Here is a 22,399-nt window from a genome sequence, read left to right as displayed (position 1 = left end):
CACGAACTGTATCGGTGCTAGTCTCCTGTGCGATCTTCCGGAGGTGCATTTCCCCCCAAATGCGGCGCGAGCCTCCACGCACTGCAGGAGTGGCCATGGGTTCAAGAAACCGGTCGATTCGGTTCAAGATCTTTCTGCTGCTGCTCTTACCTCTGCTGACCTTGAGTGCTTTGTGGGGATTTGTCCTCAATCTGACCGTCGGCGACGGCCTCGCGCTCCTGCGGGCCGCCACGCTGTACGAGACGATCGGAGTGACCTCCACCGACCTCGGGCTGCGGATCCAGGAAGAGCGAGCACTCTCCGCCGACGTGCTCAGCAGCGGCCAGACCAGCTCGGCCGAGCTCAGCACCATGCAGGCCAAGACGGGCACGGCCGTGGACGCCTTCACCAAGGCCGCCAAGGATCCCGAGGCGCGCGGCTCGATGAGCGAGGAGCTGCACGCGCCCCTCGACAGCCTCATCTCCGCCCTCGGGAACCTGCCGAGAATCCGGGACTCGATCGCGCTGGGCAACACGTCCCGGCTGGAGGCCATCAAGTCCTACAACTCGATCATGGATGACCTGTTCCGGGTCTACGACCGGCTCGTCTCCGTGCCGGATCTGGGTATCTTCCAGCAGGCCAACGCCATGCAGGCGATGGGCAACGCGCACGAGATGATCGCCCGTGAGGACGCGCTCATCCGTGGCGCCCTGTCCAGGGGCAGGCTGACCGCCGAGGAGCACAACGCCTTCAGCGAGTGGGTGGCCACCCGGCAGTTCCTCTACGCGAAGAACCTCCCGGTGCTCGAAGGCGGCATGCGCACGCCGTACGAGACGGTGCTCAGCTCCGATCTGTTCACCCAGTTCCAGCTGCTGGAGAACCAGATCGTCAACCAGGTGCGCTCCGGCGGGCCGCTTCCGGCCGAGGCCGACAAGTGGAAGTCCACGGTGGACAGCCTGATCGTCCGGCTGGACGACGCCCGGATCCGCTCCTCCGACGCGCTCAACAACAACGCCACCTCGGTGGCCACCGGGATCATGGCCAGGATCGCCATCGCCGGCGGCCTCGGCCTGGTCGCCGTGGTGGCCACGATCATCTTCTCGGTGCGCTTCGGCCGCCGTCTCGTCCGCGACCTCGCCGGGCTGCGCCTCGCCGCCATCGAGCTCGCGGACGTACGGCTCCCGCGCGTCGTCGATCGCCTCAAGAAGGGCGAGGAGATCGACATCGAGACGGAGGCCCCGCCGATCGTCGCGGGCGGCTCCACCGAGGTCGAGGACGTGGCCCAGGCGTTCAGCTCGGTCCAGCGCACCGCCGTCGAGGCCGCCGTCGGCCAGGCCAACCTGCGCCGCGGCGTCAACCACGTCTTCCTCAACCTGGCCCGCCGCAAGCAGAGCCTGCTGCACCGCCAGCTCACCCTGCTCGACTCCATGCAGCGCCGGGCCAACGACCCGGAGACGCTGGAGGACCTGTTCCGGCTCGACCACCTCACCACCCGGATGCGCCGCCACGCCGAAGGCCTGATCATCCTGTCCGGCGCCACGCCCGGCCGGTCCTGGCGCAAGCCGGTCCCGATCATCGACGTGGTCCGCGCCGCCGTCGCCGAGGTGGAGGACTTCACCCGGGTGACCGTGCTGCCGATGCCGGAGTCCGCCGTGGCCGGCGCGTCGGTGGCCGACCTCATCCACCTGGTCGCCGAGCTGATCGAGAACGCCACCGTCTTCTCCCCGCCGCAGACCAAGGTGCAGGTGCGCGCCGAGATGGTCGCCAACGGCCTGGTGCTGGAGGTGGAGGACCGCGGCCTCGGCCTCGCCCCCGAGGAATACGAGGCGATCAACGCGAAGCTGGCGACGCCGCCCGAGTTCGACCTGGCCGACAGTGATCGCCTCGGCCTGTTCGTGGTCGGCCAGCTCGCCGCCCGGTACAGCATCGGCGTGGTCCTGCGCTCCTCCCCGTACGGCGGCACGACGGCCATCGTCCTAGTGCCCAGGGCCCTGGTGGCCGAGGAAGGGTCACCCGCCTCCATCCCTCCCACCACGACGGTTCAGGCGGAGGTCGTGCCCGCGCAGCCCGCGCTCACGGCGGCCGAAGCCCCCATCGACGTCGACGACCCCGAGCGGGCCGGCCCGGAAACCTCGCCGTTCTTCACCCCCGCGGCGCTGCGGACCGAGCCAGTCCCGTCGGCGCCCCGCAACGACACCGGTCTCGCTGTGGTGCCCCAGGCCGCTCCGTCGAACGGCGGGCTGCCCGCGCTGCCGTCCCGCAGGCGTGCCGCCAGGACGGAGGAACCGGCCCCGCCGGCCTCCCCTCCGCCGAAGCCCAGCCCCTCCTCAGTCGCCAGCGGAACCCACGCGGGCCTGCCCCGCCGCGTTCGCCAGTCGCACATCGCCCCCCAGCTCAAGACTCCCGAGCCGGAGCAGGCGCTGCCACTGTCCGCGCCCACGCCCGCCGAACGTACGCCGGAGCAGGCTAGGGCCATGTTCTCCGCCTTCCAGCAGGGGGCGCGGCGGGGCCGTGAGGATGCAGACTACGCAGATACCACTAACGGCGAGAAGGGTGAGGAATGACCGGGAAAGTGACTGCGTCTGGCGAGCTGAACTGGTTGCTGGACGACCTGATCAGCAGGGTCGGAGCCGTCCGCCAAGCGGTGATCCTGTCCACCGACGGCCTGGTCGTCGGGGCCTCCCAGGGGCTCACCCGTGAGGACGCCGAGCACCTGTCCGCCGTGGCCGCCGGCTTCCAGAGCCTCGCCCGAGGCGCGGGACGACATTTCGCCGGTGGCGAGGTGCGCCAGACCATTGTGGAGATGGAAGCCGCGTTCCTTTTTGTCACCGCCGCCGGGCAAGGCACCTGCCTGGCCGTGTTGGCCGCCTCCGACGCTGACGTGGGCCACATCGCGTACGAGATGGCGATGCTCGTCAAACGCGTTGGGCAGCACATATCCACCAACCCCCGGCGGAACTCCCCATGACGCCGCCGCCGGAGTGGCTCGACGAGGAGGCGGGGCCGATCGTCCGGCCCTACGCCCTCACCCGCGGGCGCGCCCATTCCTCGGCCGACGACATGGACCTGATCGCCATGGTGACGGCCGTCGGAAAGACCCCGCGCGACCCCGCGGACATCGGTCCGGAACAATGGCGAATCCTGGACATCACCGCCAGAGCCACCTCCGTGGTAGACATTGCCTCCGAACTGGATCTCGCCCTCGGAGTCGTCCGCGTCCTCCTCGGAGATCTGCAGGACCAAGGTCTGATCCGGGTACGGCCACCGGCCCAGGTCGCGCCGCTCCCCAGCGAGCGCATTCTCAAGGAAGTGATCAATGGCCTTCGCGCCCTCTGACGAGCCGGTCGCTCTCAAGATCCTCGTCGCCGGCGGCTTCGGCGTCGGCAAGACCACGCTGGTCGGAGCGATCAGTGAGATCCGCCCGCTGCGCACCGAAGAAGTCCTCTCCGACCGGGGAGTCGGCGTCGACGACGTCGGCGGCGTCGAGACCAAGACGACGACCACCGTCGCGATGGACTTCGGCCGCATCACGATCCGCGAAGGCCTGGTCGTCTACCTGTTCGGCACCCCCGGACAGGAACGTTTCTGGTTCATGTGGGACGAACTCTCGTACGGCGCGCTGGGCGCGGTCGTCATCGCCGACACCCGCCGATTAACCGACTGCTTCCCGTCGATCGACTACTTCGAACAGCGGGGCACTCCGTTCATCGTGGCCGTCAACTGCTTCGACGGCGCGGAACGCTACGAGCCGGACGACGTCCGCATCGCCTTGGACCTGGATCCCGAAGTCCCGGTCCTGCTCTGCGACGTCCGCCGCCGCGCCTCCGCGAAAGTCGTCCTGGTCACCCTGGTCGAACACGCCCTGAAAACCCTCACCGCCGCCCAGAGGTAGCTGACGACCGCGCTTCCCGGCGCGGTCGTATACCCGCTCTGGAGAGCCGACGCGGTTGTCGCGGTGAGTTCGGCTGAAGTTCAGGTGATGTTGGGCTGGGGGCTCGCAACGGCTCGTTACACTCCGGCGCGTGACAGCGCCGTCTCCTGCCCATCCCGAAGCGTCGCCAAGTTCGACCGCTGCGAACCCCTCGCCCAGTCCGGCTGGTCCGGCTGGAGCGGAGGCTGGTAGGCGTCGCGATCCGTTCCTGGACAACGCGAAGTTCCTGGCGATCGTTCTCGTGGTGGCGGGGCACCTGATCGAGGACCTACGCGATGTGCAGGCGGCCCACGCCCTCTACTTCTTCGTGTACTTGTTCCACATGCCGCTCTTCATCGTCATCAGCGGCTACTTATCACGAAATTTCACCGCTCTTCGGGCCCGGAAGCTGATCACCAGCCTGGCTGTGCCCTATGTCATCTTCGAACTGGCCTACTCCCTGCCGCGCTACTTCCTGTACGGCAAGCTGGACATCACCCTCCTCGACCCCTACTACCTGACCTGGTTCCTCATGTCGCTGTTCCTCTGGCGGCTGTCGACCCCGCTCTGGTTCCAGGTGAAGTGGCCGCTGGCGGTCGCGGTAGGAATCTCCGTGCTGTCCGGGATGAACCCTCTCCCGGATGAACTGTCGATGAACCGGACGATGGGCCTGCTGCCCTTCTACGTCCTCGGCCTGATGCTCAAGCCAGAGCATTTCCAGCTGCTTAAGCGCAAATGGGTCAGAATCACCGGGGCCGTGGTCCTCGTCGCCGGACTCGGGATCGCGTTCGCCGTACACACCGGGGTCAAGACCGAGTGGATCCGCTGGCGCCACGCCAACGGCCAGATCGGCGTCGACGACCTGACTGGAAGCGCGATCCGGCTGGCTCTGCTCCTCGTCGGGGCACTCCTGGTGGCCGCGTTCCTGGCCGTGACCACCTCACGCCGAACCTGGTTCACCGCCCTGGGCGCAGCGACGATCTATGCGTACCTGCTCCACGGTTTTGTCGTGAAGGTCATCGAACGCTTCCATGACTATCTGGTCAATCCGCTGGGAGTGGCCGCCATGTGCGTGTTCGCCGTGGCGCTTACCGCAGTGCTGTGCACGGCACCGGTGCGCCGAGTGACCAAATGGGCGATAGAACCGGATATGTCATGGGCGTTCAATCGCCGCTCAAGGCGATAACGGGCGGAGTCCTTACCCGGAGAGTCCCCCGAGCGGGTTGACCACGCGGGTGATGCGGTCGCGCAGCTGGAGCATGATGGCGACGACCTCGAGCTCGCCCTCCGTGGTGAGCCGCGCGAGCGGGATGGACACGCTTATCGCGTCGACCGGCGGCTCGGCGTAGTGCAGGGCGACCGCGTAGCACCGCAGCCCGAGGCTGTTCTCCTGCTCGTCGATCGCGTAGCCGCGCTTGCGCGTGCGATCCAGCTCCGCCTCCAGCGCGGCGCGCGAGGTGATGGTGTAGCGGGTGAGCGCGTCCATCGTCTTCGGCAGGTGCCCGTCGAGCTGCGCCGGGCTGCGCTCGGCCAGCAGCGCCTTGCCCAGCGCCGTGCTGTAGGCGGGCAGCCGCCGCCCGACCCGGCTGTACGGCCGCAGATACTGGCTCGACTCGCGGGTGGCCAGGTAGACCACGTCCGGCCCGTCGAGCCGCCCGAAGTGGAACGTCTCGTCGACCTTCTCGCGCAGTTCCTCCAGGAACGGCACGATCAGCGCCAGATAGGGGTCGGTGTCCAGGTAGCTGGTGCCGGCCAGCAGGGCCCGGATGCCGATGCCGTAGAGCGAGCCGGACGAGTCGGTGCGCACCCAGCCGTGCTTGACCAGGGTCCGGAGCAGGGCGTGCAGGCTGCTGCGCGGCACGCCGAGCGCGTCGGAGAGCTCCCGCAGCCGGGCCGGGCGGTTGCGCCGGGCCGCCAGGTATTCCAGCAACTCGACCGTACGCGCCGCAGATTTGACCTCGCGGACTCCTCCGGTCTCTTCGAGATCATCCGTCATGCTGCTCAGCGTAGTCGGGGAAGGATAGAGCTGTCCACATATGCGGACGATTTCCAGTATTGTTCGAGCATGTAGACATATGCCAGAATATCGAACATGGTTCAGGACCGTGTCACACGTATCACGACCACCCCGGTGGCCTTCCACGACCTGCCGCTGCTGAACACCGTCGGCGTGCACGAACCATTCGCCCTGCGCGCGATCGTCGAGGTGGAGACCGCGGCCGGACTGACCGGGCTCGGCGAGACGTATGGCGACGAGGCTCATCTGGCCCGGCTGCGCGGGGCCGCCGACGCCCTGATCGGCACCGAGGTCTTCGCCCTCAACGACGCCGCGGCCCGGGTGACCCGGGTGCTGGCCGCGGACACCACCACCGGCGGGCACGGCATGAGCGGCATGGTGACCGGCTCCAGCACCGCCGACCGGGTGCTGTCGCCGTTCGAGGTCGCGCTGCTCGACATCCAGGGTAAGACCGTCGGCCGGCCGGTGTCCGACCTGCTCGGCGGACGGCTCCGCGACCGGGTGGCCTTCAGCGGCTATCTCTTCTACAAGTGGGCGGGCCATCCCGGCGCTCCGGCGGACGAGTGGGGCGCCGCGCTCGATCCGGACGGCATCGTGCGGCAGGCCCGCACCATGATCGACAGGTACGGCTTCGGCGCGCTGAAGCTCAAGGGCGGCGTGTTCCCGCCCGAGGAGGAGATCGCCGCGATCCTCGCGTTGCGTGCGGAGTTTCCGGACCTGCCGCTGCGGCTGGACCCGAACGCCGCCTGGACGGTGGAGACCTCGGTGATGGTGGGCAAGGCGCTCGCGGGCGTACTGGAGTACCTGGAGGACCCGACCCCCGGCATCGAGGGGATGGCCGAGGTGGCCAGGCAGGTGCCGATGCCGCTGGCCACGAACATGTGCGTGGTCGCCTTCGACGACGTGCCGCCGGCCGTCCGCGCGGACGCGGTCGGCGTGGTGCTCTCCGACCACCACTTCTGGGGCGGGCTGCGCCGCTCGCAACTGCTCGCCGGGCTGTGCCGGACCTTCGGTCTCGGGCTGTCCATGCATTCCAACTCGCACCTGGGGATCAGCCTGGCCGCGATGACCCACCTGGCCGCGGCCACGCCCAACCTGGACTACGCCTGCGACACGCACTGGCCGTGGAAGCGCGCGGACGAGGACGTGATCAAGCCCGGCGCCATCGGCTTCGTGGACGGCGCGGTCGCGGTGCCGGACGGTCCCGGGCTCGGCGTCGAGCTGGATCGCGACGCTCTGGGCCGGCTGCACGAGCAGTACCTGTCCTGCGGACTGCGCAACCGCGACGACACCGGCTATATGCAGACCGTCGATCCGTCGTACCGGGCGGTGTCGCCGCGATGGTGACGCCGCTGCGGGTGCTCCAGACCGACCGGATCATGGACCGGTACGAGGACGTGCTGACCGCCGGCGGTGTCCACCACTGGACCTTCGCGTCGGGCTGGAGCCCAGAGCGGCAGATCGAGGCCCTGCGCACGGCCGACGTGCTGGTCGCCGCGAGTATGACGACCGAGATGGCTCGCGCCGCCGGGCGGCTGCGCCTGGTGCACGTCACCGGCGCCGGCTACGACAAGATCCCGCTCGCCAACCTGCCGGCCGGCGTCCAGGTGGTGAACACCTTCCACCACGGCCGGTCCATCGCCGAGTACGTGCTGGCCGGCGCCGTCCTGCTCGCCCGGCGAGTGCCGCGGTCGGACGCCGAGTTCCGCCGCGGCGTGTGGCGGTCGGTGCTCACCGACCCGGCGGTCCCGCTCGGGCCGACGCTGCACGGCCGGATGGTCGGGCTCATCGGGCTCGGCGAGATCGGGACGGAGGTGGCCCGGCTGGCCGGGGCGTTCGGCGCCCGTGTGCAGGCGGTGCGGGCGCGTCCGTCGGCGGCGGGACCGGCCGGCGTGGAGCTGGCTTGGGTGGGCGGCATCGACGAGCTGGACCATCTCCTGTCCACCTCCGACGTCGTGGTGGTGACCGTGCCGCTGACCGACGCGACGCGCGGCCTGCTCGGCGAGAAGCAGTACCGGTTGATGCGCCCGGACGCCCTGCTGATCAATGTCGCCCGAGGGCCGATCCTGGACGAGGCCGCGACGTACGCCGCGCTGGCCGACGGCACGATAGCGGGGGCGGCGCTGGACGTGTGGTGGGGTCACCCGCGCGAGGGCAAGCCCCCGGCCAGTCACGACTTCTCCGCGCTGCCCAACGTGCTGCTGACCCCGCACCAGGCAGGCCACACCGATGACACGTTCCGCGGCCGGGCCCAGGACATCGCCGCGGCGATCGACGCCCTCGCCGCCGGCCGTCCCCTGCGCAATGTGGTTCACTCAGCGGAACTGGTCGGCTATCAGGATCAGGGCGCCGACCACGGAGACCACGATCGCGGTGATGCGTAGGCGGCGCCGGCTCATGAAGCGGTTGACGTAGCGGGACAGCAGGTAGCCGGCCGCCGTCGGGGGCAGGAACCACACCGCCGCCCGGACCGTGTCCGCGTGGACCGAGCCGGTCAGCGCCAGCCCGGCCAGCGACATCGCCGACCCGACCAGGAAGAACGCGGCCATCGTGCCGCGCAGCTGGGCACCGCTCGACGACTGCCAGACCAGCGCCATCGGCGGACCGCCGATCGACGTCGCCGTGCCCAGCAGGCCGGAGACCGCGCCGGCGGCCGCGGTCGTCCGCCGGGTCGGGTCCGGCGCCCAGCCGGCGATCGCCAGCACCACGCCGACCAGCACCGCCGCCCCGAGCAGCAGCGCCAGCCAGCGTTGCGGGAGGACCGCGACCAGCCAGACGCCGGCCACCGTGCCGGGCACCCGGCCGAACAGCGCCCAGCCCGCGCCGCGCAGGTTCACCGCCTCGCGCTCGCGTAGCGTGACCGCCAGAGTGAGCACCACGGCCAGCATGATCAGCATGCCGGGCAGCAGGCCCGGGTCGACGATCGCGACCACCGGCGCGGCCACCATGCCCATGCCGAAGCCGATCGAGCCCTGCAGGCAGCTGGCCAGGACGATGGCCAGCGCGACGACGGTGACCGCCCAGCCGCTCACCGCGCGGCGGAGACGCGCGCGTCGAGCGGGTGGTGGCACTCGGCGGTGTGCCCGGGCGACACCGGATCTGCGCTCGTCGGCGGGGTCTCCGCGCACAGGTCGGTGGCCTGCCAGCAGCGGGTCCGGAAGCGACAGCCGCTTGGGGGGTCCAGCGGGGACGGCAGCTCGCCCTTGAGCAGGATCTTCTGCTTGTTCTCCCGGTCCGCCCGGCGCAGCGAGGGCGCGGCCGACAGCAAGGCCTTCGTGTACGGGTGCCGCGGGTTCTCGAAGATCTCCTTGGTGGCGCCGGTCTCCACGATCCGGCCGAGGTACATCACCGCGACCCGGTCCGCGACGTGGCGTACCACCGAGAGGTCGTGCGAGATGAACAGGTACGACACCGACAGCGCCCGTTGCAGCTCGTTCAACAGGTTGAGGACCTGGGCCTGCACGGACAGGTCCAGGGCGGACACCGGCTCGTCGCAGATCACCACCTCCGCGCCGAGCGCCAGGGCGCGGGCGATGCCGATGCGCTGCCGCTGCCCGCCGGAGAACTCCTGGGGGTAGCGGTCGGCGTCGCCGGGCCGCAGCCCGACCAGGTCCAGCAGCTCGCGGACCCGGGCGGCGCGCTCGCGCGAGGTGCGGAACAGGTCGCGGTGGGTGTGCCACGGCTCGGCGATGATCTGGGCGGTGGTCAGCCGTGGGTTCAGCGACGCGTACGGATCCTGGAAGACCATCTGCACCCGGCGCCGCCAGCGCAGCAGCTCGCTCTTGCGCAGGGCGAACGGGTCCACCCCGCCGAACCGGACCGTGCCCTGGTCGGGTCGTTCCAGCAGCATCAGCGTGCGGGCCAGGGTGGACTTCCCGCAGCCGGACTCGCCGACCAGGCCGAGCGTCTCGCCCTTGCGCAGGGTCAGGTCGACGCCGTCGAGGGCGCGCAGCCGGTCGTTCCCGTTCGGCCCCTTGGGCACGTGGAAGGACTTGCTGAGTCCCTGGACTTCGAGCAGCGGCGAGTCGGTCATCGGGCGGTCCCATCGGCGACGTGGCAGGCGACCGTGCGGCCGGCCCGGGTCTTGAGCGGCGGGCGCTCGGCCCGGCAGACGTCCCGCACCAGCGGGCAGCGCGCCTGGTACGGGCAGCCCGGCGGGATGGAGAACAGGTCAGGCGGGGCGCCCGGGATCGAGCTCAGGTCGGCGCCGCGCTCGGCGCTCACCGGCACCGAGTCGAGCAGCCCGCGGGTGTACGGGTGCCGCGGGTCCTCGAACACCTCGTCCACCGGCCCGGTCTCGACGATCCGGCCGGCGTACATGACGGCCACCGAGTCCGCCTCCTCGGCGACCACGGCCAGGTCGTGGGTGATCAGCACGACCGCCATGTCGTGCTCCGCGCGCAGCCGGGCGAGGAGCGCCAGGATCTGCGCCTGCACGGTGACGTCCAGGGCGGTGGTCGGCTCGTCGGCGATGAGCACCTTGGGCGAGAGCGCCACCGCCATCGCGATCAGCAGCCGCTGCCGCATGCCGCCGGAGAACTGGTGCGGGTAGGCGTCCACCCGTGACTCCGGCTCGGGGATGCCGACGTGCCGCATCAGCTCGATCGCCTTCGCCCGGGCCTGCTTGGCCGGCATCCGCTGGTGGATCCGGTACGGCTCGGCCAGCTGGGTGCCGACCTTGAGCACCGGGTTCAGGGCGGCGAGCGCGTCCTGGAAGACGATCGACAGCGCCGGGCCGGCGAGCTGCCGGCGCCGTTTGCGGCTCACCTTGAGCAGGTCCTCGCCGTCCACCTGGATCGAGCCGGCCGTCACCGAGGCGATCGGCTCGAGCAGCCCGGCGACCGCCTGCGCGGTCATGCTCTTGCCGCAGCCGGACTCGCCGAGCAGCGCCAGCGTGCGGCCGCGGTACGCGGTGAAGCTCACGCCGTCCACCGCGCGGACCTGGCCACGCGGGGTGGTGAGTTCCACGGTCAGCTCGCTGACCTCCATGCCGATCGTGGTCATGTCGTCTCCAGCACGGTCGGCCGGGCGGCGCGACGCCGCCGGCGGGGTGCGGTCAGGCGCCAGCGCTGTCCCGGGTCGGTGGCGATCCGGACCCAGGACGCGAGCAGGTTCGCCGACACGGTGGTGATCACGATGGCCAGGCCGGGCAGCACCGACAGCCACCACTGGGTGCGCAGCTGGTCGCGGCCCTGGGCGACCATCAGACCCCAGCTCACGTCCGGCGGCTGCACGCCGATGCCGAGGAAGCTGAGCGAGGACTCGGCCAGCATCACATAGCAGAAGTCCACCGTGGCCACGGTGAGCAGGGTGGGCAGCACGATCGGGAAGATGTGCCGGCGGATGATCGCGCCACTCGGGGTGCCGAACGTGCGGGCCGCGTCCACGAAGAGCCGGGTCTGCAGTTCGGCCGACTCGGCGCGGGCGGTGCGCAGGTAGACGGGGATGCGGGTGATCGCGAGGATCGCGATGATGCTGGCGATGCTGGGCGAGAAGATGTAGAGCACCACGACCGCCATCAGCAGCGAAGGGAAGCTGAGAATGACGTCGGCGATCCGCATCGCGACGGTCTCCCGCCAGCCGCGGTGATAGCCCGCCCACATCCCGGCCGAGGCGCCGATCACCAGCGAGATCAGCACCACCGGCACGACCACGCTCATCGTGGTCTGGGTGGCCACCATGAGCCGGCCGAGCAGGCTGCGGCCGAGCAGGTCGCCGCCGAGTACGTACTGCCAGCCGTGGTCGAGGCTGAACGGAGCCAGCCGGGACAGCGACAGGTCGCCCTTGGTGGCGCTGGCGCCGGCCAGCCGGGTGCCGAACACCGCGACGAACGCGACCAGCAGCAGGATCAACGCGGAGACGAAGGCGGCCGGGTCGGCCAGCAGCAGCCGGAACCAGTGCGCCTTGACCGGCTTGTCCGGGGCGGACGCCTCCGGTGGGTTCTCCAACAGGGTCATGCCGCCGCACCTACCTTCTGTCGAACGCGGGAGTCCAGCAGCGCGTACCCGAGGTCGATGGCGATGTTGAGCACGAAGATGCTGATCGCGGTGACCGCCACGGCCGCCTGGAGCACCGCGAAGTCGCGCTGCAGGATGGAGTCGATCATCAGCTTCCCGATGCCCGGCCAGCCGAAGATGCTCTCCACCACGACCGCGCCGTTGATCAACCCGACCGCTAGGTCACCCGCGACGGTCAGGGCCGGCGGGGCGGCGTTCTTCAGCGCGTGCCGGGCGACCACGCGGCCCTCTCCGGCGCCCTTGCTGCGGGCCACCTTCACGTACGGGGACCCGAGCGCCGCGATCATCGCGCCGCGGACCACCTGGGTGAGCACGCCGGCCGGCCGGAGCATGAGCACCGCGATCGGCAGCACCCAGCTCAGCCCGCCGGCGTCCACGCCGGAGGTGGGCAGCACGCCGAGCATGATGCTGAACACCCAGATGCCGAGGATGGCCAGCCAGAAGTCCGGCACGCTGGCCGCGGTCACGGACATCAGGCTGGAGACCCGGTCGGCCAGGCCGTTCGGCCGCAGCGCCGCCCAGCATCCCACCGCCGTCGCCACCGCGCACGCCAGGAGCATGGTGACGACGGCCAGTTGGAGCGTGGCCGGGAAGGCCCGCAACGCCATCACCGCGGCGGGCTCGCCGGTGCGCAGCGACGTCCCGAAGTCCAGCCGCGCCACCTGGGCGAGGTAGTCGATCAGCTGCGACCAGATCGGCTGGTCGAACCCGTGGGCCGCGCTGAACTGCTCCCGCGCCTGGGCTGTCGCGTTCTCCGGCAGGTACAGCGCGGCCGGGTCGCCGGTGAGCCGGGCGAGCACGAACACGCCCAGCACGACGGCCAGCAGGGGCGGCAGGCTGGTCAGCGTTCTTCGTCGCAGGAAGGTCAGCATTGCGGGGTCCGATCTGCCTGTCAGCTCTTCGGCTTCACGTCGGCCAGCCGCAACTCGTCGCCGGTGGCCGCGTCGGGGGTGTAGGAGACGTTCTTGGCCAGGCCGAGCACCGCCCCCATGTTGGCGAGGAAGGCGAAGCCGCGGATGTCGGTGTTCTCACTGGCGAAGACGTCGGCGAACGCCTGCTGCCGGGCGTCGCCGGTCTGCGCGCCGGCCGCCTTGATCTGCTTGTCCAGTTGCGGAGTGCCGCTGCTGCTCTGCGCGCCGTCGGTGGCGAAGTACTGCCCCACGGTGAACGCGGCGTCGCCGGCCTGGTTGCCGTGCATGATCATCAGTGCCACCGGCCCGGCGTCCTCGGGGAACGGCTGCAGCTGGTACTTGATCTGGGCGGAGGTGTCCAGCATCTCGATCTTGGCGGTCAGGCCGATCTGGGTCAGGGCGCTCTGGATCAGCTCGATGCTCTCGGCGATCTTCGGGAACTGGGCGGTCCGCCCGATGATCCGGAACGGGGTGTCGACCTTGACGCCGTCCGCGCGGGCCTGGTCGACCAGCTTCTTGGCGGCGGCCAGGTCGTACGCGGTCGGGGTGAGCGACTCGTTGTAGCCGACCACGCCGGGGCCGATCAGCTGGCTGGCCGGGCGTCCGATACCGCCGAACAGCGAGGTGATGATGCCGTCGCGGTCGATCGACATGTCGATGGCCTGGCGCACCCGGATGTCGTTGAGCGGCGCCTGGTCGGTGGTGAAGCGCAGCGCGGTGGTCTCGTTGTTCGGGAACTGCACCCCGGTGTCGCCTGCGCCGTCGTCCGCGCCCAGGTTGGTGGCCAGGTCGGCTTCGCCGTTGACCACCATGGCGGCCCGGACGGTGCCCTCCTCACGCCACTGATACTCGGCCTTCGGGTACGCCGGCTTGCTGCCCCAGTAGCCGTCCCAGCTGGTGAGGGTCAGCTTCTGTCCGGCGGTCCAGGTCTCGATCTTGTAGGGGCCGGTGCCGATCGGCTCGCGCACCTTCTCGGTGGTGCTGATGTCGGACTTGGTCATCTCCACGAACGAGACACGCAGCGGCAGCAACGGGTCGGGCTCCTCGGTCTGGACGGTGACCGTGGACGCGTCCGGCGCGGCGAGCGTGAGCTTGCCGCTGTCGCCGAACACGTAGCCCTGAACGTTGCAGGCCAGGGCCGTGTTGTTCGCGCTACGCTCGATCGCGGCGACCGCGTCTTCGCTGGTGAAGTCGCTGCCGTCGGAGAACTTCACCCCGGTGCGGAGCTTGAAGGTCCAGAGGGTCGGCTGGGTCTGGGTCCACTCGGTGGCGAGCTTGGGCTCCAGCGCGCCGCTCGTCGGGTTCCGCTCCAGCAGCGGCTCGGTGATGTTGGACCGGACCACGACGCCGGTAGCCGTCAGCGACGCCTCGCAGGGCTCCAGGGTGGGCGGCTCCTGCGGCAGGACGACGCGCAGCGGGGTGCCGCCGCCGGTGGCGGCGGTGCCGGGGTTGGAGTTGGCGACCGAGCATCCGGTGGCGGCCAGCGACACCGCGGCCGCGGCGGCGAGTAGCGCGGCGCCACGGGAATTCCGGGTCCGTAGTCCGTGGGGGGTATGGGTCATGATCCGCTGACCTCTCAGATGTTGTCTGCATATGTAGACGAAATCCTCGTTCGTGAACGACACCGTAATTTCGCCAAAAGCCGCCGTCAAGGTCCCGGGTAACTCTGGTGAAACATCCGGGCGGTGGAGCGGACATGCTCGAGCAACACCGCGAGGGCCGGGCTGTCGTTGTCGGGGCGCCAGGCCGCGTACACCTCGACACAGTCCTCCGGGATCTCCGCCACCGGCAGGAACCGCAGGTTGCGAAGGGTGATCGCGGACGCGGAGGCGGGCACAAGAGCGACCCCGAGACCCGCGTCCACTAAGGCGAGCACGCTGTTCACCTGGGTCACGTGCTGGGCGTACGCGGGTTGCACGCCGGCCGACCGGAACGTGGAGACGACCAGGTCGTGGAAGTAGCGGGCCTCCACCGGCGAGTAGGTCACCACGCTCGACCGGCCGATGTCGACCAGCTCAGGGGCCCGGCCCAGCCGGGTCAGCGGGTGCCCGCGGGGCACCGCGAGCAGCAGCGACTCGGTGTGCACGAGCATCTGCTCCAGCGCCGCCCCGGGCGGCACGCCGCGGATCAGGCCGATGTCGATCTCCTCGGCCAGCAGCGCCTCGACCTGCCTGCCGGTGACCATCTCGCGGAGCACCCGGTGCACCTCGGGCAGCTGGTCGTCCAGGAACGTCACCCACGCGCCGAGCACGCTGAGCGCGGCGGTCGCGGTGAAGCCGACGCGCAGCGTGCCGCGCGAGCCGTGCGCCGCGCGCTGGGCCAGCAGCGGCGCCGCCGCGGCCAGCCTGAGCACGCGCCGGGCCTCGTCCAGGAAGACCCGGCCGGCCGGGGTCAGCTCGACCGAGCGTGAGGTGCGGATCAGCAGATCGACCCCGACCGCCCGCTCCAGCTTCTGCATCTGGCGGCTGAGCGGCGGCTGGGTCATCCGCAGCCGCTCTGCGGCCCGGCCGAAGTTGCGCTCCTCGGCGACCGCGACGAACCCCCGGAGCTGATCCAGACTGAACATCGTTCCTCCCGCGTTATGCAGTCTGGGTATCAAACCATGCTCTGTGTGTCTTGGACAGGTATCGCAGTAAACGCCTACCGTCGTGGCACCAATTGCCTCGGATCTGGAGCCCTCATGACGACGTTCTCGCCCACCCAGCTACGCGACACGCTGGGTTCCGGGCTGCTCTGCTTCCCGGTCACGCACATGACCGCGGAGCTGACCTTCGACGAGCCCGCGTTCCGCTCGCACCTGCGGTGGCTTGCGGCCTACGACGCTCGCGGGGTGTTCCCGGCCGGCGGTACCGGCGAGTTCTTCTGTCACACCCCGGCCGAGGTCGGGCAGATCGTGCGCGCGGCGGTGGCCGAGGCCAAGCCGGGCGTGCCGGTGCTCGCCCCGGCCGGGTACGGCACCTCGCTCGCGGTGGAGATGGCCCGCGACGGCGAGCGGGCGGGCGCGGACGGCATCTTCCTGCTGCCGCCGTACCTCACCGAACTGGACCAGGAAGGACTCAAGGAGCACGTGCGCGCGGTCTGCCGCGCCACCTCGCTGGGCGTGGTCGTCTACCACCGGGCGAACGCCCGGTTCACCCCGAAGACCTTCATCGAGCTGGCCGAGGAGCTGCCGAACCTGATCGGCTTCAAGGACGGCGTCGGCGACGTCGACGTGGTCGCCCACCTCTACGCGGTGCTCGGCCCTCGGCTGGTCTACGTCGGCGGCCTGCCCACCGCGGAGACCTACGCGCTGCCCTACCTCGAGCTCGGCGCCACCACCTACTCCTCGGCGATCTTCAACTTCGCGCCGCAGTGGGCCAGCGACTTCTACGCCTCGGTGGTCAAGCGCGACCGTGACGACGTGTACGCCCGGATCCGTGACTTCGTCCTCCCGTACCTGGACATCCGCAACCGGCGCAGCGGATACGCGGTGTCGATCGTCAAGGCCGGCATGACCGCGGTCGGGCGAAGCGCCGGTCCGGTCCGCCCGCCGCTGTCCGACCTGACGCCTGCGGAACTGGCCGAGCTGACCGAGCTGATCGCGGCCACGGACTCGATCGAGCGGGTGGGCTGAGCATGTCCCCGACCGCCACCATCGGCCTCACCGGCGACCTGCTCGTCGGAGGCGGCGCCTACCGCGGCACGCACGGCGAGATCGCCGCGGTCGACCCGCGCACCGGGCGGGAACTGCAGCCGTCGTACGGCCTGGGCGGCCCCGAGGACGTGCGGCGGGCCGCCGAGCTGGCCGAGGCCGCCTTCGACACCTACCGGGAGACCACGCCCGCGGTCCGTGCCGGTTTCCTCACCGCCATCGCGGACGGCCTCGACGCGCTCGGCGACGAGCTGATCGCCCGGGTCACCGCCGAGACCGGCATCCCGGCCGCCCGGGTCACCGGCGAGCTGGCCCGCACCACCAACCAGCTGCGGCTGTTCGCGGACGTGGTGCGCGACGGCGGCTGGCTGGGCGCGCGGATCGACCCGGCGCTGCCGGAGCGTACGCCGCTGCCCCGCCCCGACATCCGCCGCCGGCTGGTTCCGGTCGGTCCGGTCGCGGTCTTCTCGGCCAGTAACTTCCCGCTCGCGTTCTCGGTGGCCGGTGGCGACACCGCGTCCGCGTTGGCGGCCGGCGCCCCGGTGATCGTGAAGGCGCACAGCTCGCACCCGGGCACCTCCGAGCTGGTCGGCCGGGTGATCCAGCGCGCGGTCGCCGACCACGGCCTGCCCGAGGGGGTCTTCTCCCTCCTCTTCGGCACCGGCCGCGAGGTGGGCATCGCGCTGGTGACCGACCCGCGGATCAAGGCGGTCGGCTTCACCGGCTCGCGCAGCGGCGGCCTCGCCCTGGTCGCCGCCGCCCAGGCCCGGCCCGAGCCGATCCCGGTGTACGCGGAGATGTCCAGCGTCAACCCGGTGATCGTGCTGCCCGCCGCCCTGCGCGGCCGGGGCGCCGAGATCGGCCGGGCGCTGGTCGCCTCGATGACCGTCGGCCAGGGGCAGCTGTGCACCAGTCCTGGCCTGGTCTTCGCGGTCGATGGGCCGGGCGTGGCGGAGTTCGTGGCCGCGGCCGCCGAGGCGCTGCGTGCGGTTCCGGCCGCGCCCATGCTCTCGGCCGGGATCCAGCAGGCGTTCGCGGAGGGCGTCGAGCGGTTGCGGAGCGCGACCGGCGTGGAGATCGCCGCCGCCGGGGAGGCAGGTGACGGGATCGCCGCGCCAGGGCAGGCCCACCTCTTCCGGACCACGAACGCCGAACTCCGCGACAACCCGGCGCTGCAGGAGGAGGTGTTCGGGGCCAGCTCGCTGATCGTCACGGTGAACTCGGCGGACGAGTTGCGGGACACCGTGGCGGGCCTGGAGGGTCAGCTCACCCTGACGCTGCACGCGGACGACGCGGATCTGGAGGTGGCTCGCGCGCTGCTGCCGCTCCTGGAGCGCAAGGCTGGGCGGATCGTCGTGAACGGCTGGCCGACCGGCGTCGAGGTCGGGCACGCGATGGTGCATGGCGGGCCGTTCCCGGCGACCTCCGATTCGCGTACCACCTCGGTCGGCACCGCCGCGATTGAGCGGTTCCTGCGGCCGGTGGCGTACCAGAACCTGCCCGCTGGACTGCTGCCGGCTGGACTCGACGATGGCCGCTGAGACGCCACGGGTCACCGGGATGCGCGTTGTGCCCGTCGCGGGGCACGACAGCATGCTGCTGAACCTGAGCGGTGCGCACGGGCCGTACTTCACCCGGACAATCGTGGTGCTCTCCGCCTCCGACGGCAGCACCGGGGTCGGCGAGGTGCCCGGCGGCGAGGAGATCACGCGCACCCTCGAGGAGTCCCGGGACCTGGTGGTCGGCCAGCCGATCGGGGCATACCTGAGCGTGCTCGGCGCGGTGCGTACCCGGTTCGCGGACCATGACGCGGGCGGCCGCGGCCCGCAGACGTTCGACCTGCGCACCACGGTGCACGTGGCGACCGCCCTGGAGGCCGCGCTGCTCGACCTGCTCGGCAAGCACCTCGGGGTGCCGGTCTGCGACCTGCTCGGCGACGGGCGGCAGCGGGACCGCGTGCGCACCCTCGGTTATCTGTTCTTCGTGGGCGACCGCACGGCCACCGACCTGCCCTATCGTGCCGGGGACGGACCGGACGCGTGGACCCGGCTGCGCGACGAGCCGGCGCTCACCCCGGAGGCGGTGGTCGCGCTGGCCGAGGCCGCACGGGAGCGGTACGGCTTCGCGGACTTCAAGCTCAAGGGCGGCGTGCTGCCGGGTGAGGACGAGGTCGCCGCGGTCACGGCGCTGAAGGCGCGGTTCCCGGACGCGCGGATCACGCTGGATCCGAACGGCGGCTGGCCGCTGGCCGACGCGATCCGGCACGGGCTGGCGATGCGCGGCGTGGTGGCCTACGCCGAGGACCCGTGCGGCGCCGAGCGGGGCTTCTCCGGCCGGGAGGTGATGGCCGAGTTCCGCCGCGCCACCGGCCTGCCGACGGCCACCAACATGATCGCCACCGACTGGCGCGAGCTGGGCCACGCGATCCGCGCCGGCGCGGTCGACATCCCGCTGGCCGACCCGCACTTCTGGGGCATGCAGGCCTCGGTCCGGGTCGCCCAGCTGTGCGATGCCTGGGGGCTGACCTGGGGCTCGCACTCGAACAACCACTTCGACATCTCGCTGGCGATGTTCACCCACGTGGCGGCGGCCGCGCCCGGCGAGATCACCGCGATCGACACGCACTGGATCTGGCAGGACGGCCAGCGCCTCACCCGCGCGCCGCTGGAGATCAGGGGCGGCTACCTGGACGTGCCCACCGCCGGTGGTCTCGGCGTCGACCTCGACGAGGACCGGCTGGCTGAGGCGCACGAGCTGTACCGCGCCCAGGGGCTGGGCGGTCGCGATGACGCGGTGGCGATGCAATACCTTGTGCCCGGCTGGTCCTTCCACCCCAAACAACCCGCCCTGGTCCGATGATCCGGAGGTACGCATGACTGTGCTGCAGGTCGGCCCGCTGATGCCGTTCCTGGAGGCCGACCTGCGCGAGCTCTACGCCGCGCCGCGGCTGCCGGACCCACCGGATTCCTTTCTCGACGGCCCCGGCGCCCAGGTCGAGATCGTGGTCACCTCCGGCCGGACGGGCGTGGACGCCGACCTGATGCGGCGGCTGCCCGCGTTGCGCGCGATCGTCAACTTCGGCGCCGGATACGACACCACCGACGTGGCCGAGGCCGCCCGCCGCGGCATCGCGGTGGCGAACACCCCGGACGTGCTCGACGACTGCGTGGCGGACACCGCGCTCGGGCTGATCATCGACGTGATGCGCGGGCTGAGCGCCTCCGACCGGTACGTGCGCCGGGGCGACTGGGCGGCGGGCGGCAACTACCCGCTGGCGCGGAAGGTGAGCGGGGCCCGGGTGGGGATCCTCGGCCTGGGCCGGATCGGGCTCGCGATCGCCCGGCGGCTGGAGGGCTTCGACTGCGTGATCTCCTACCACAACCGGCGGCGCCGGGACGTGCCCTACCGCTACGTGAGCACGCCGGTCGAGCTGGCCGCCGAGACGGACGTGCTGGTGGTGGCGGTGTCCGGCGGCCCGCAGACGCAGCACCTGGTGTCCGCCGAGGTGATCGCCGCGCTGGGCCCGGACGGCTTCCTGGTGAACGTCGCCCGCGGCTCGGTGGTGGACGAGCCGGCGCTGGTCGCCGCGCTGGTGGCGGGCCGGCTCGGCGGCGCAGGCCTTGACGCGTTCACGGACGAGCCGCACGTCCCGGCCGGCCTGCTCGCGCTGGACCGGGTGGTGCTGACCCCGCACCTGGCCAGCGGCACCACCGAGACCCGGCGCGCGATGGCCGACCTGGTGCTGGCGAACGTGGCGCAGTTCCGCAAGAACGGCACGCTGGTGACGCCGGTCGTTTAGATCATGACGTGCTGTTCGGGGTGGCCGACGAAGCTGAACTGGGCGTTGCGGGTGAGTTTGTAGTCGGCGGCCTGCCAGGTGTGAGCGGAGGCGTCCGAGCCGCGCATGTAGACGAAGTTGAAGCGGTCCGCGGAGTAGATGCGGATGCCGTCCTCTTTGAGCCGGCGGACCAGGCGGGTGTCCTCGCCCGCGTTGACCGGTTCGAAGGGGATCGAGCGGAGCAGGTCGGCCTTGGCGAGGATGGTGGCGCCCTGGACCAGATGGGCGTAGCGGTGTTCCAGGCCGGGGAGGCGGTAGACCGTCTCGTTGCGGTCGGGGAAATAGGTGTAGTGCGCGCCCTTGCCGACCATTTCGGCTTCTGAGTAGTCGAAGGAGCGGACCAGGTCGGAGAGGTAGTGCTCGCCGTAGAGGTTGTCGTCGTCCATCTTGGCGATGAGCTCGCCGTCGGCGTGGGCGATGCCGTGGTTGAGGACCTCGCCGAGGGTGAAGGCGGGGGGCGCGGTCAGGACCTTCACCGCGGGGATTCCGGCGGCGAGGGCCTTGTCGCGGATGACGCTGGGGTCTTCGGAGAGGCCGTGCAGGACCAGGACGAGCTCCAGGTCGCGGTGGCGCTGCCGGGCGACCTGGCTGATCGCGTGTTCGAGCTGGCCGGCCCGGTTGGTGGGGAGGACGACGGAGATCGAGTGCGAGCGGGCCACCACCGGGCGGCCGACGGCGCCCAGGATCTGGTCGACGCGGTGGGAGAAGAGGTGCTTGTCGAAGACTTCGCGCATGGCGAGGTGGCCCTGGCGGGCGCGGAGCTCGGGGCTGTTGATCAGGTAGAGGGCCCGGTTGTACGCCTCTTCCTGCGAGTGCGCGACCGGGATGAGATCCCCGAACGTCTCCTCGATCGCCCGTGACCAGCCGGAGAGCACGGTGGTCCCCGAAGCGGACAGTTCGAAGACGCGGCGCGCGCACATGGTCGGTGAGTCGATCACCGAGTTCACGTTCAGGAAGACCTTGTACATCTTGTACGCGGCGAGCATCTGCTCGTAGGGAAGCTCGCCCACGATGTGCGGCCGGTACTCCTCCGGCCACGCGTACTTGTCGGCGACCGTCCCGTTACGAGCGAAGATGTGCAGCCCGAGCTCCCGCGCCGGAGCCAGAATGGTCTCCATCTGCTCGCGGCGTTCCGGGTGTTTGTCCCGGAAGTACATGCCGCCGAACACGATGTCGTACATCCGGCCCTGCTTGGTCTGGATCGGGTTGTGAATCCGCGGCTGCGCCGCGAACTGCAACACATCCACCCGATCATGACCCAGGATTTCCCGATATTTCGGGATCATGTCGCCGTCGCACGTGTACACGTGGTCGAACAACTTCGCCGTATCGATGAAGAAGTCGAAGTTCGGCGGGTCCTCCTTGTTCCAGAAGACCGACGGAATCCCTTCCGCCCGGCACCATGCGAGCAGGTCGCGGAGTTCCTGCTTCGGGGCGTTCGTCCCCGTCATCTGGTAGCGCCAGCGCCCCTGGTTCCCATGCCATGCCGACTCGCAGAACAGCAGATCGGGCCGCTTCTCCGCGAAGATCTCCGGCCAGTCCGCGAGCCCGAACTCGATCTGATCCCACTCGTACTGGAAGGCCATCCGGGAGAAGTCGTCCAGGATGACCGCCACCTTGAGATCCGGACGCGTCATCACCCCTTCCGGCCACTGCAACGTCGGGATCTTGACCTCGGGCCCTTTCAGCTCCGCCTGCGCCGCCGCCTCGACCACGGAAATAGGCGCCTTCGGGCTCTTCCGCCCCTTCATCGCCTTCGACAGATCCCGCGGGAGCCGTACGAACTTGGCGGGCTTCGCCGCACCCGTCAGCGCCTGAGCGACCCGGAACGGCCGCTGCGTCTGGGTGGCCTTGAGCTTCCAGATCGCGTATTCCGCCCGCGCCTCCTGGGTGGCGAGCTTTTTCTCCAGCTCCCGGATCCGCTGCTCGTAGCGCTCGACGACCTTACGTTCCTCGGGCAGCCAGTTCACCGGCCCGAGCCGCTGGAACCGCGGCTCGTCGAAGGTCTCGTCGCTCTCAGCCATGCTTCAGCCCTTGCGTAGGTCGTCGTGATCAGCCATGGTACGGCGGAAGCCGTGGTCATTTGTGAGTTTTGT

The 22,399-nt window shown here is 70.5% G+C and carries 20 protein-coding genes; 11 read left to right on the top strand and 9 right to left on the bottom strand.

Features of this window, described 5'->3' with window-relative positions; genetic code table 11:
• The first annotated feature begins 95 nt into the window (after nt 1-95).
• From Aple_RS30080 to Aple_RS30060, 5 genes are all read left to right on the top strand, one after another.
• Complete coding sequence (locus Aple_RS30080) at nt 96-2,543, top strand: sensor histidine kinase (RefSeq protein WP_170321735.1); 2,448 nt, start codon at nt 96-98, stop codon at nt 2,541-2,543.
• Entirely contained in the window at nt 2,540-2,947 is a 408-nt protein-coding gene (locus Aple_RS30075) for a roadblock/LC7 domain-containing protein (protein WP_155348089.1), read from the top strand. The genes Aple_RS30080 and Aple_RS30075 overlap by 4 nt, the downstream gene beginning before the upstream one ends.
• Nucleotides 2,944-3,315 (top strand): DUF742 domain-containing protein, encoded by a 372-nt coding sequence (locus Aple_RS30070; protein WP_155348088.1) that lies wholly within the window; start codon nt 2,944-2,946, stop codon nt 3,313-3,315. Before Aple_RS30075 ends, Aple_RS30070 begins: the two co-directional genes overlap by 4 nt.
• Nucleotides 3,296-3,871, top strand: a complete 576-nt coding sequence (locus tag Aple_RS30065) for a GTP-binding protein (protein ID WP_155348087.1) — start codon at nt 3,296-3,298, stop codon at nt 3,869-3,871. The genes Aple_RS30070 and Aple_RS30065 overlap by 20 nt, the downstream gene beginning before the upstream one ends.
• Before the next feature lie 130 nt (nt 3,872-4,001).
• Complete coding sequence (locus Aple_RS30060; protein ID WP_155348086.1) at nt 4,002-5,075, top strand: acyltransferase family protein; 1,074 nt, start codon at nt 4,002-4,004, stop codon at nt 5,073-5,075.
• Nucleotides 5,076-5,087: 12 nt separating this feature from the next.
• Here the strand turns inward: Aple_RS30060 and Aple_RS30055 are convergent, their stop codons facing one another.
• Entirely contained in the window at nt 5,088-5,885 is a 798-nt protein-coding gene (locus Aple_RS30055) for an IclR family transcriptional regulator (RefSeq protein ID WP_155348085.1), read from the bottom strand.
• 96 nt (nt 5,886-5,981) lie between these two features.
• Here Aple_RS30055 and Aple_RS30050 point away from each other — a divergent pair, with 96 nt between their 5' ends.
• Nucleotides 5,982-7,253 (top strand): glucarate dehydratase family protein, encoded by a 1,272-nt coding sequence (locus Aple_RS30050; protein WP_155348084.1) that lies wholly within the window; start codon nt 5,982-5,984, stop codon nt 7,251-7,253.
• Complete coding sequence (locus Aple_RS30045) at nt 7,247-8,290, top strand: 2-hydroxyacid dehydrogenase (RefSeq protein WP_155348083.1); 1,044 nt, start codon at nt 7,247-7,249, stop codon at nt 8,288-8,290. The genes Aple_RS30050 and Aple_RS30045 overlap by 7 nt, the downstream gene beginning before the upstream one ends.
• On the opposite strand, the gene Aple_RS30040 is transcribed toward Aple_RS30045, so the two are convergent.
• The 7 genes from Aple_RS30040 to Aple_RS30010 all read right to left on the bottom strand — a co-directional run bounded on the left by Aple_RS30040 (nt 8,222) and on the right by Aple_RS30010 (nt 15,400).
• Complete coding sequence (locus Aple_RS30040; RefSeq protein WP_155348082.1) at nt 8,222-8,938, bottom strand: sulfite exporter TauE/SafE family protein; 717 nt, start codon at nt 8,936-8,938, stop codon at nt 8,222-8,224. The genes Aple_RS30045 and Aple_RS30040 overlap by 69 nt on opposite strands.
• Complete coding sequence (locus Aple_RS30035; protein ID WP_155348081.1) at nt 8,935-9,939, bottom strand: ABC transporter ATP-binding protein; 1,005 nt, start codon at nt 9,937-9,939, stop codon at nt 8,935-8,937. Before Aple_RS30035 ends, Aple_RS30040 begins: the two co-directional genes overlap by 4 nt.
• Nucleotides 9,936-10,910, bottom strand: coding sequence for an ABC transporter ATP-binding protein (locus Aple_RS30030; protein ID WP_155348080.1), 975 nt, complete (start codon nt 10,908-10,910; stop codon nt 9,936-9,938). The genes Aple_RS30035 and Aple_RS30030 overlap by 4 nt, the downstream gene beginning before the upstream one ends.
• On the bottom strand, nt 10,907-11,863 hold the full coding sequence (locus Aple_RS30025) for an ABC transporter permease (protein ID WP_155348079.1): 957 nt from the start codon (nt 11,861-11,863) through the stop codon (nt 10,907-10,909). The genes Aple_RS30030 and Aple_RS30025 overlap by 4 nt, the downstream gene beginning before the upstream one ends.
• Complete coding sequence (locus tag Aple_RS30020) at nt 11,860-12,795, bottom strand: ABC transporter permease (protein ID WP_155348078.1); 936 nt, start codon at nt 12,793-12,795, stop codon at nt 11,860-11,862. The genes Aple_RS30025 and Aple_RS30020 overlap by 4 nt, the downstream gene beginning before the upstream one ends.
• A gap of 20 nt (nt 12,796-12,815) precedes the next feature.
• Entirely contained in the window at nt 12,816-14,396 is a 1,581-nt protein-coding gene (locus Aple_RS30015) for an ABC transporter substrate-binding protein (protein WP_155348077.1), read from the bottom strand.
• Nucleotides 14,397-14,482: 86 nt separating this feature from the next.
• Nucleotides 14,483-15,400, bottom strand: a complete 918-nt coding sequence (locus tag Aple_RS30010) for a LysR family transcriptional regulator (protein WP_155348076.1) — start codon at nt 15,398-15,400, stop codon at nt 14,483-14,485.
• A gap of 114 nt (nt 15,401-15,514) precedes the next feature.
• On the opposite strand from Aple_RS30010, the gene kdgD reads away from it, so the two are divergent.
• From kdgD to Aple_RS29990, 4 genes are read left to right on the top strand one after another with little or no spacing between them, the layout of a single operon-like run.
• Nucleotides 15,515-16,447, top strand: a complete 933-nt coding sequence (gene kdgD, locus Aple_RS30005) for a 5-dehydro-4-deoxyglucarate dehydratase (protein ID WP_155348075.1) — start codon at nt 15,515-15,517, stop codon at nt 16,445-16,447.
• Between the two features lie 2 nt (nt 16,448-16,449).
• Entirely contained in the window at nt 16,450-18,006 is a 1,557-nt protein-coding gene (locus Aple_RS30000; RefSeq protein WP_155348074.1) for an aldehyde dehydrogenase (NADP(+)), read from the top strand.
• Nucleotides 17,996-19,324 carry an enolase C-terminal domain-like protein gene (locus Aple_RS29995; RefSeq protein WP_155348073.1) on the top strand — a complete coding sequence of 443 codons (1,329 nt, stop codon included), beginning with the start codon at nt 17,996-17,998 and terminating at the stop codon, nt 19,322-19,324. The genes Aple_RS30000 and Aple_RS29995 overlap by 11 nt, the downstream gene beginning before the upstream one ends.
• 13 nt (nt 19,325-19,337) lie before the next feature.
• Nucleotides 19,338-20,264: a 2-hydroxyacid dehydrogenase gene (locus Aple_RS29990; RefSeq protein ID WP_155348072.1), complete on the top strand. Its 927-nt coding sequence runs from the start codon at nt 19,338-19,340 to the stop codon at nt 20,262-20,264.
• On the opposite strand, the gene Aple_RS29985 is transcribed toward Aple_RS29990, so the two are convergent.
• Nucleotides 20,261-22,327, bottom strand: a complete 2,067-nt coding sequence (locus Aple_RS29985) for a glycosyltransferase family protein (protein ID WP_155348071.1) — start codon at nt 22,325-22,327, stop codon at nt 20,261-20,263. The genes Aple_RS29990 and Aple_RS29985 overlap by 4 nt on opposite strands.
• Nucleotides 22,328-22,399: the final 72 nt, after the last annotated feature.

Origin of the sequence: Acrocarpospora pleiomorpha (assembly GCF_009687885.1) — a bacterium.
Taxonomy (GTDB): Bacteria; Actinomycetota; Actinomycetes; order Streptosporangiales; family Streptosporangiaceae; genus Acrocarpospora; species Acrocarpospora pleiomorpha.
The sequence above is the reverse complement of the archived record's forward strand: the minus strand, read 5'-3'. Positions and strand labels throughout refer to the sequence as shown.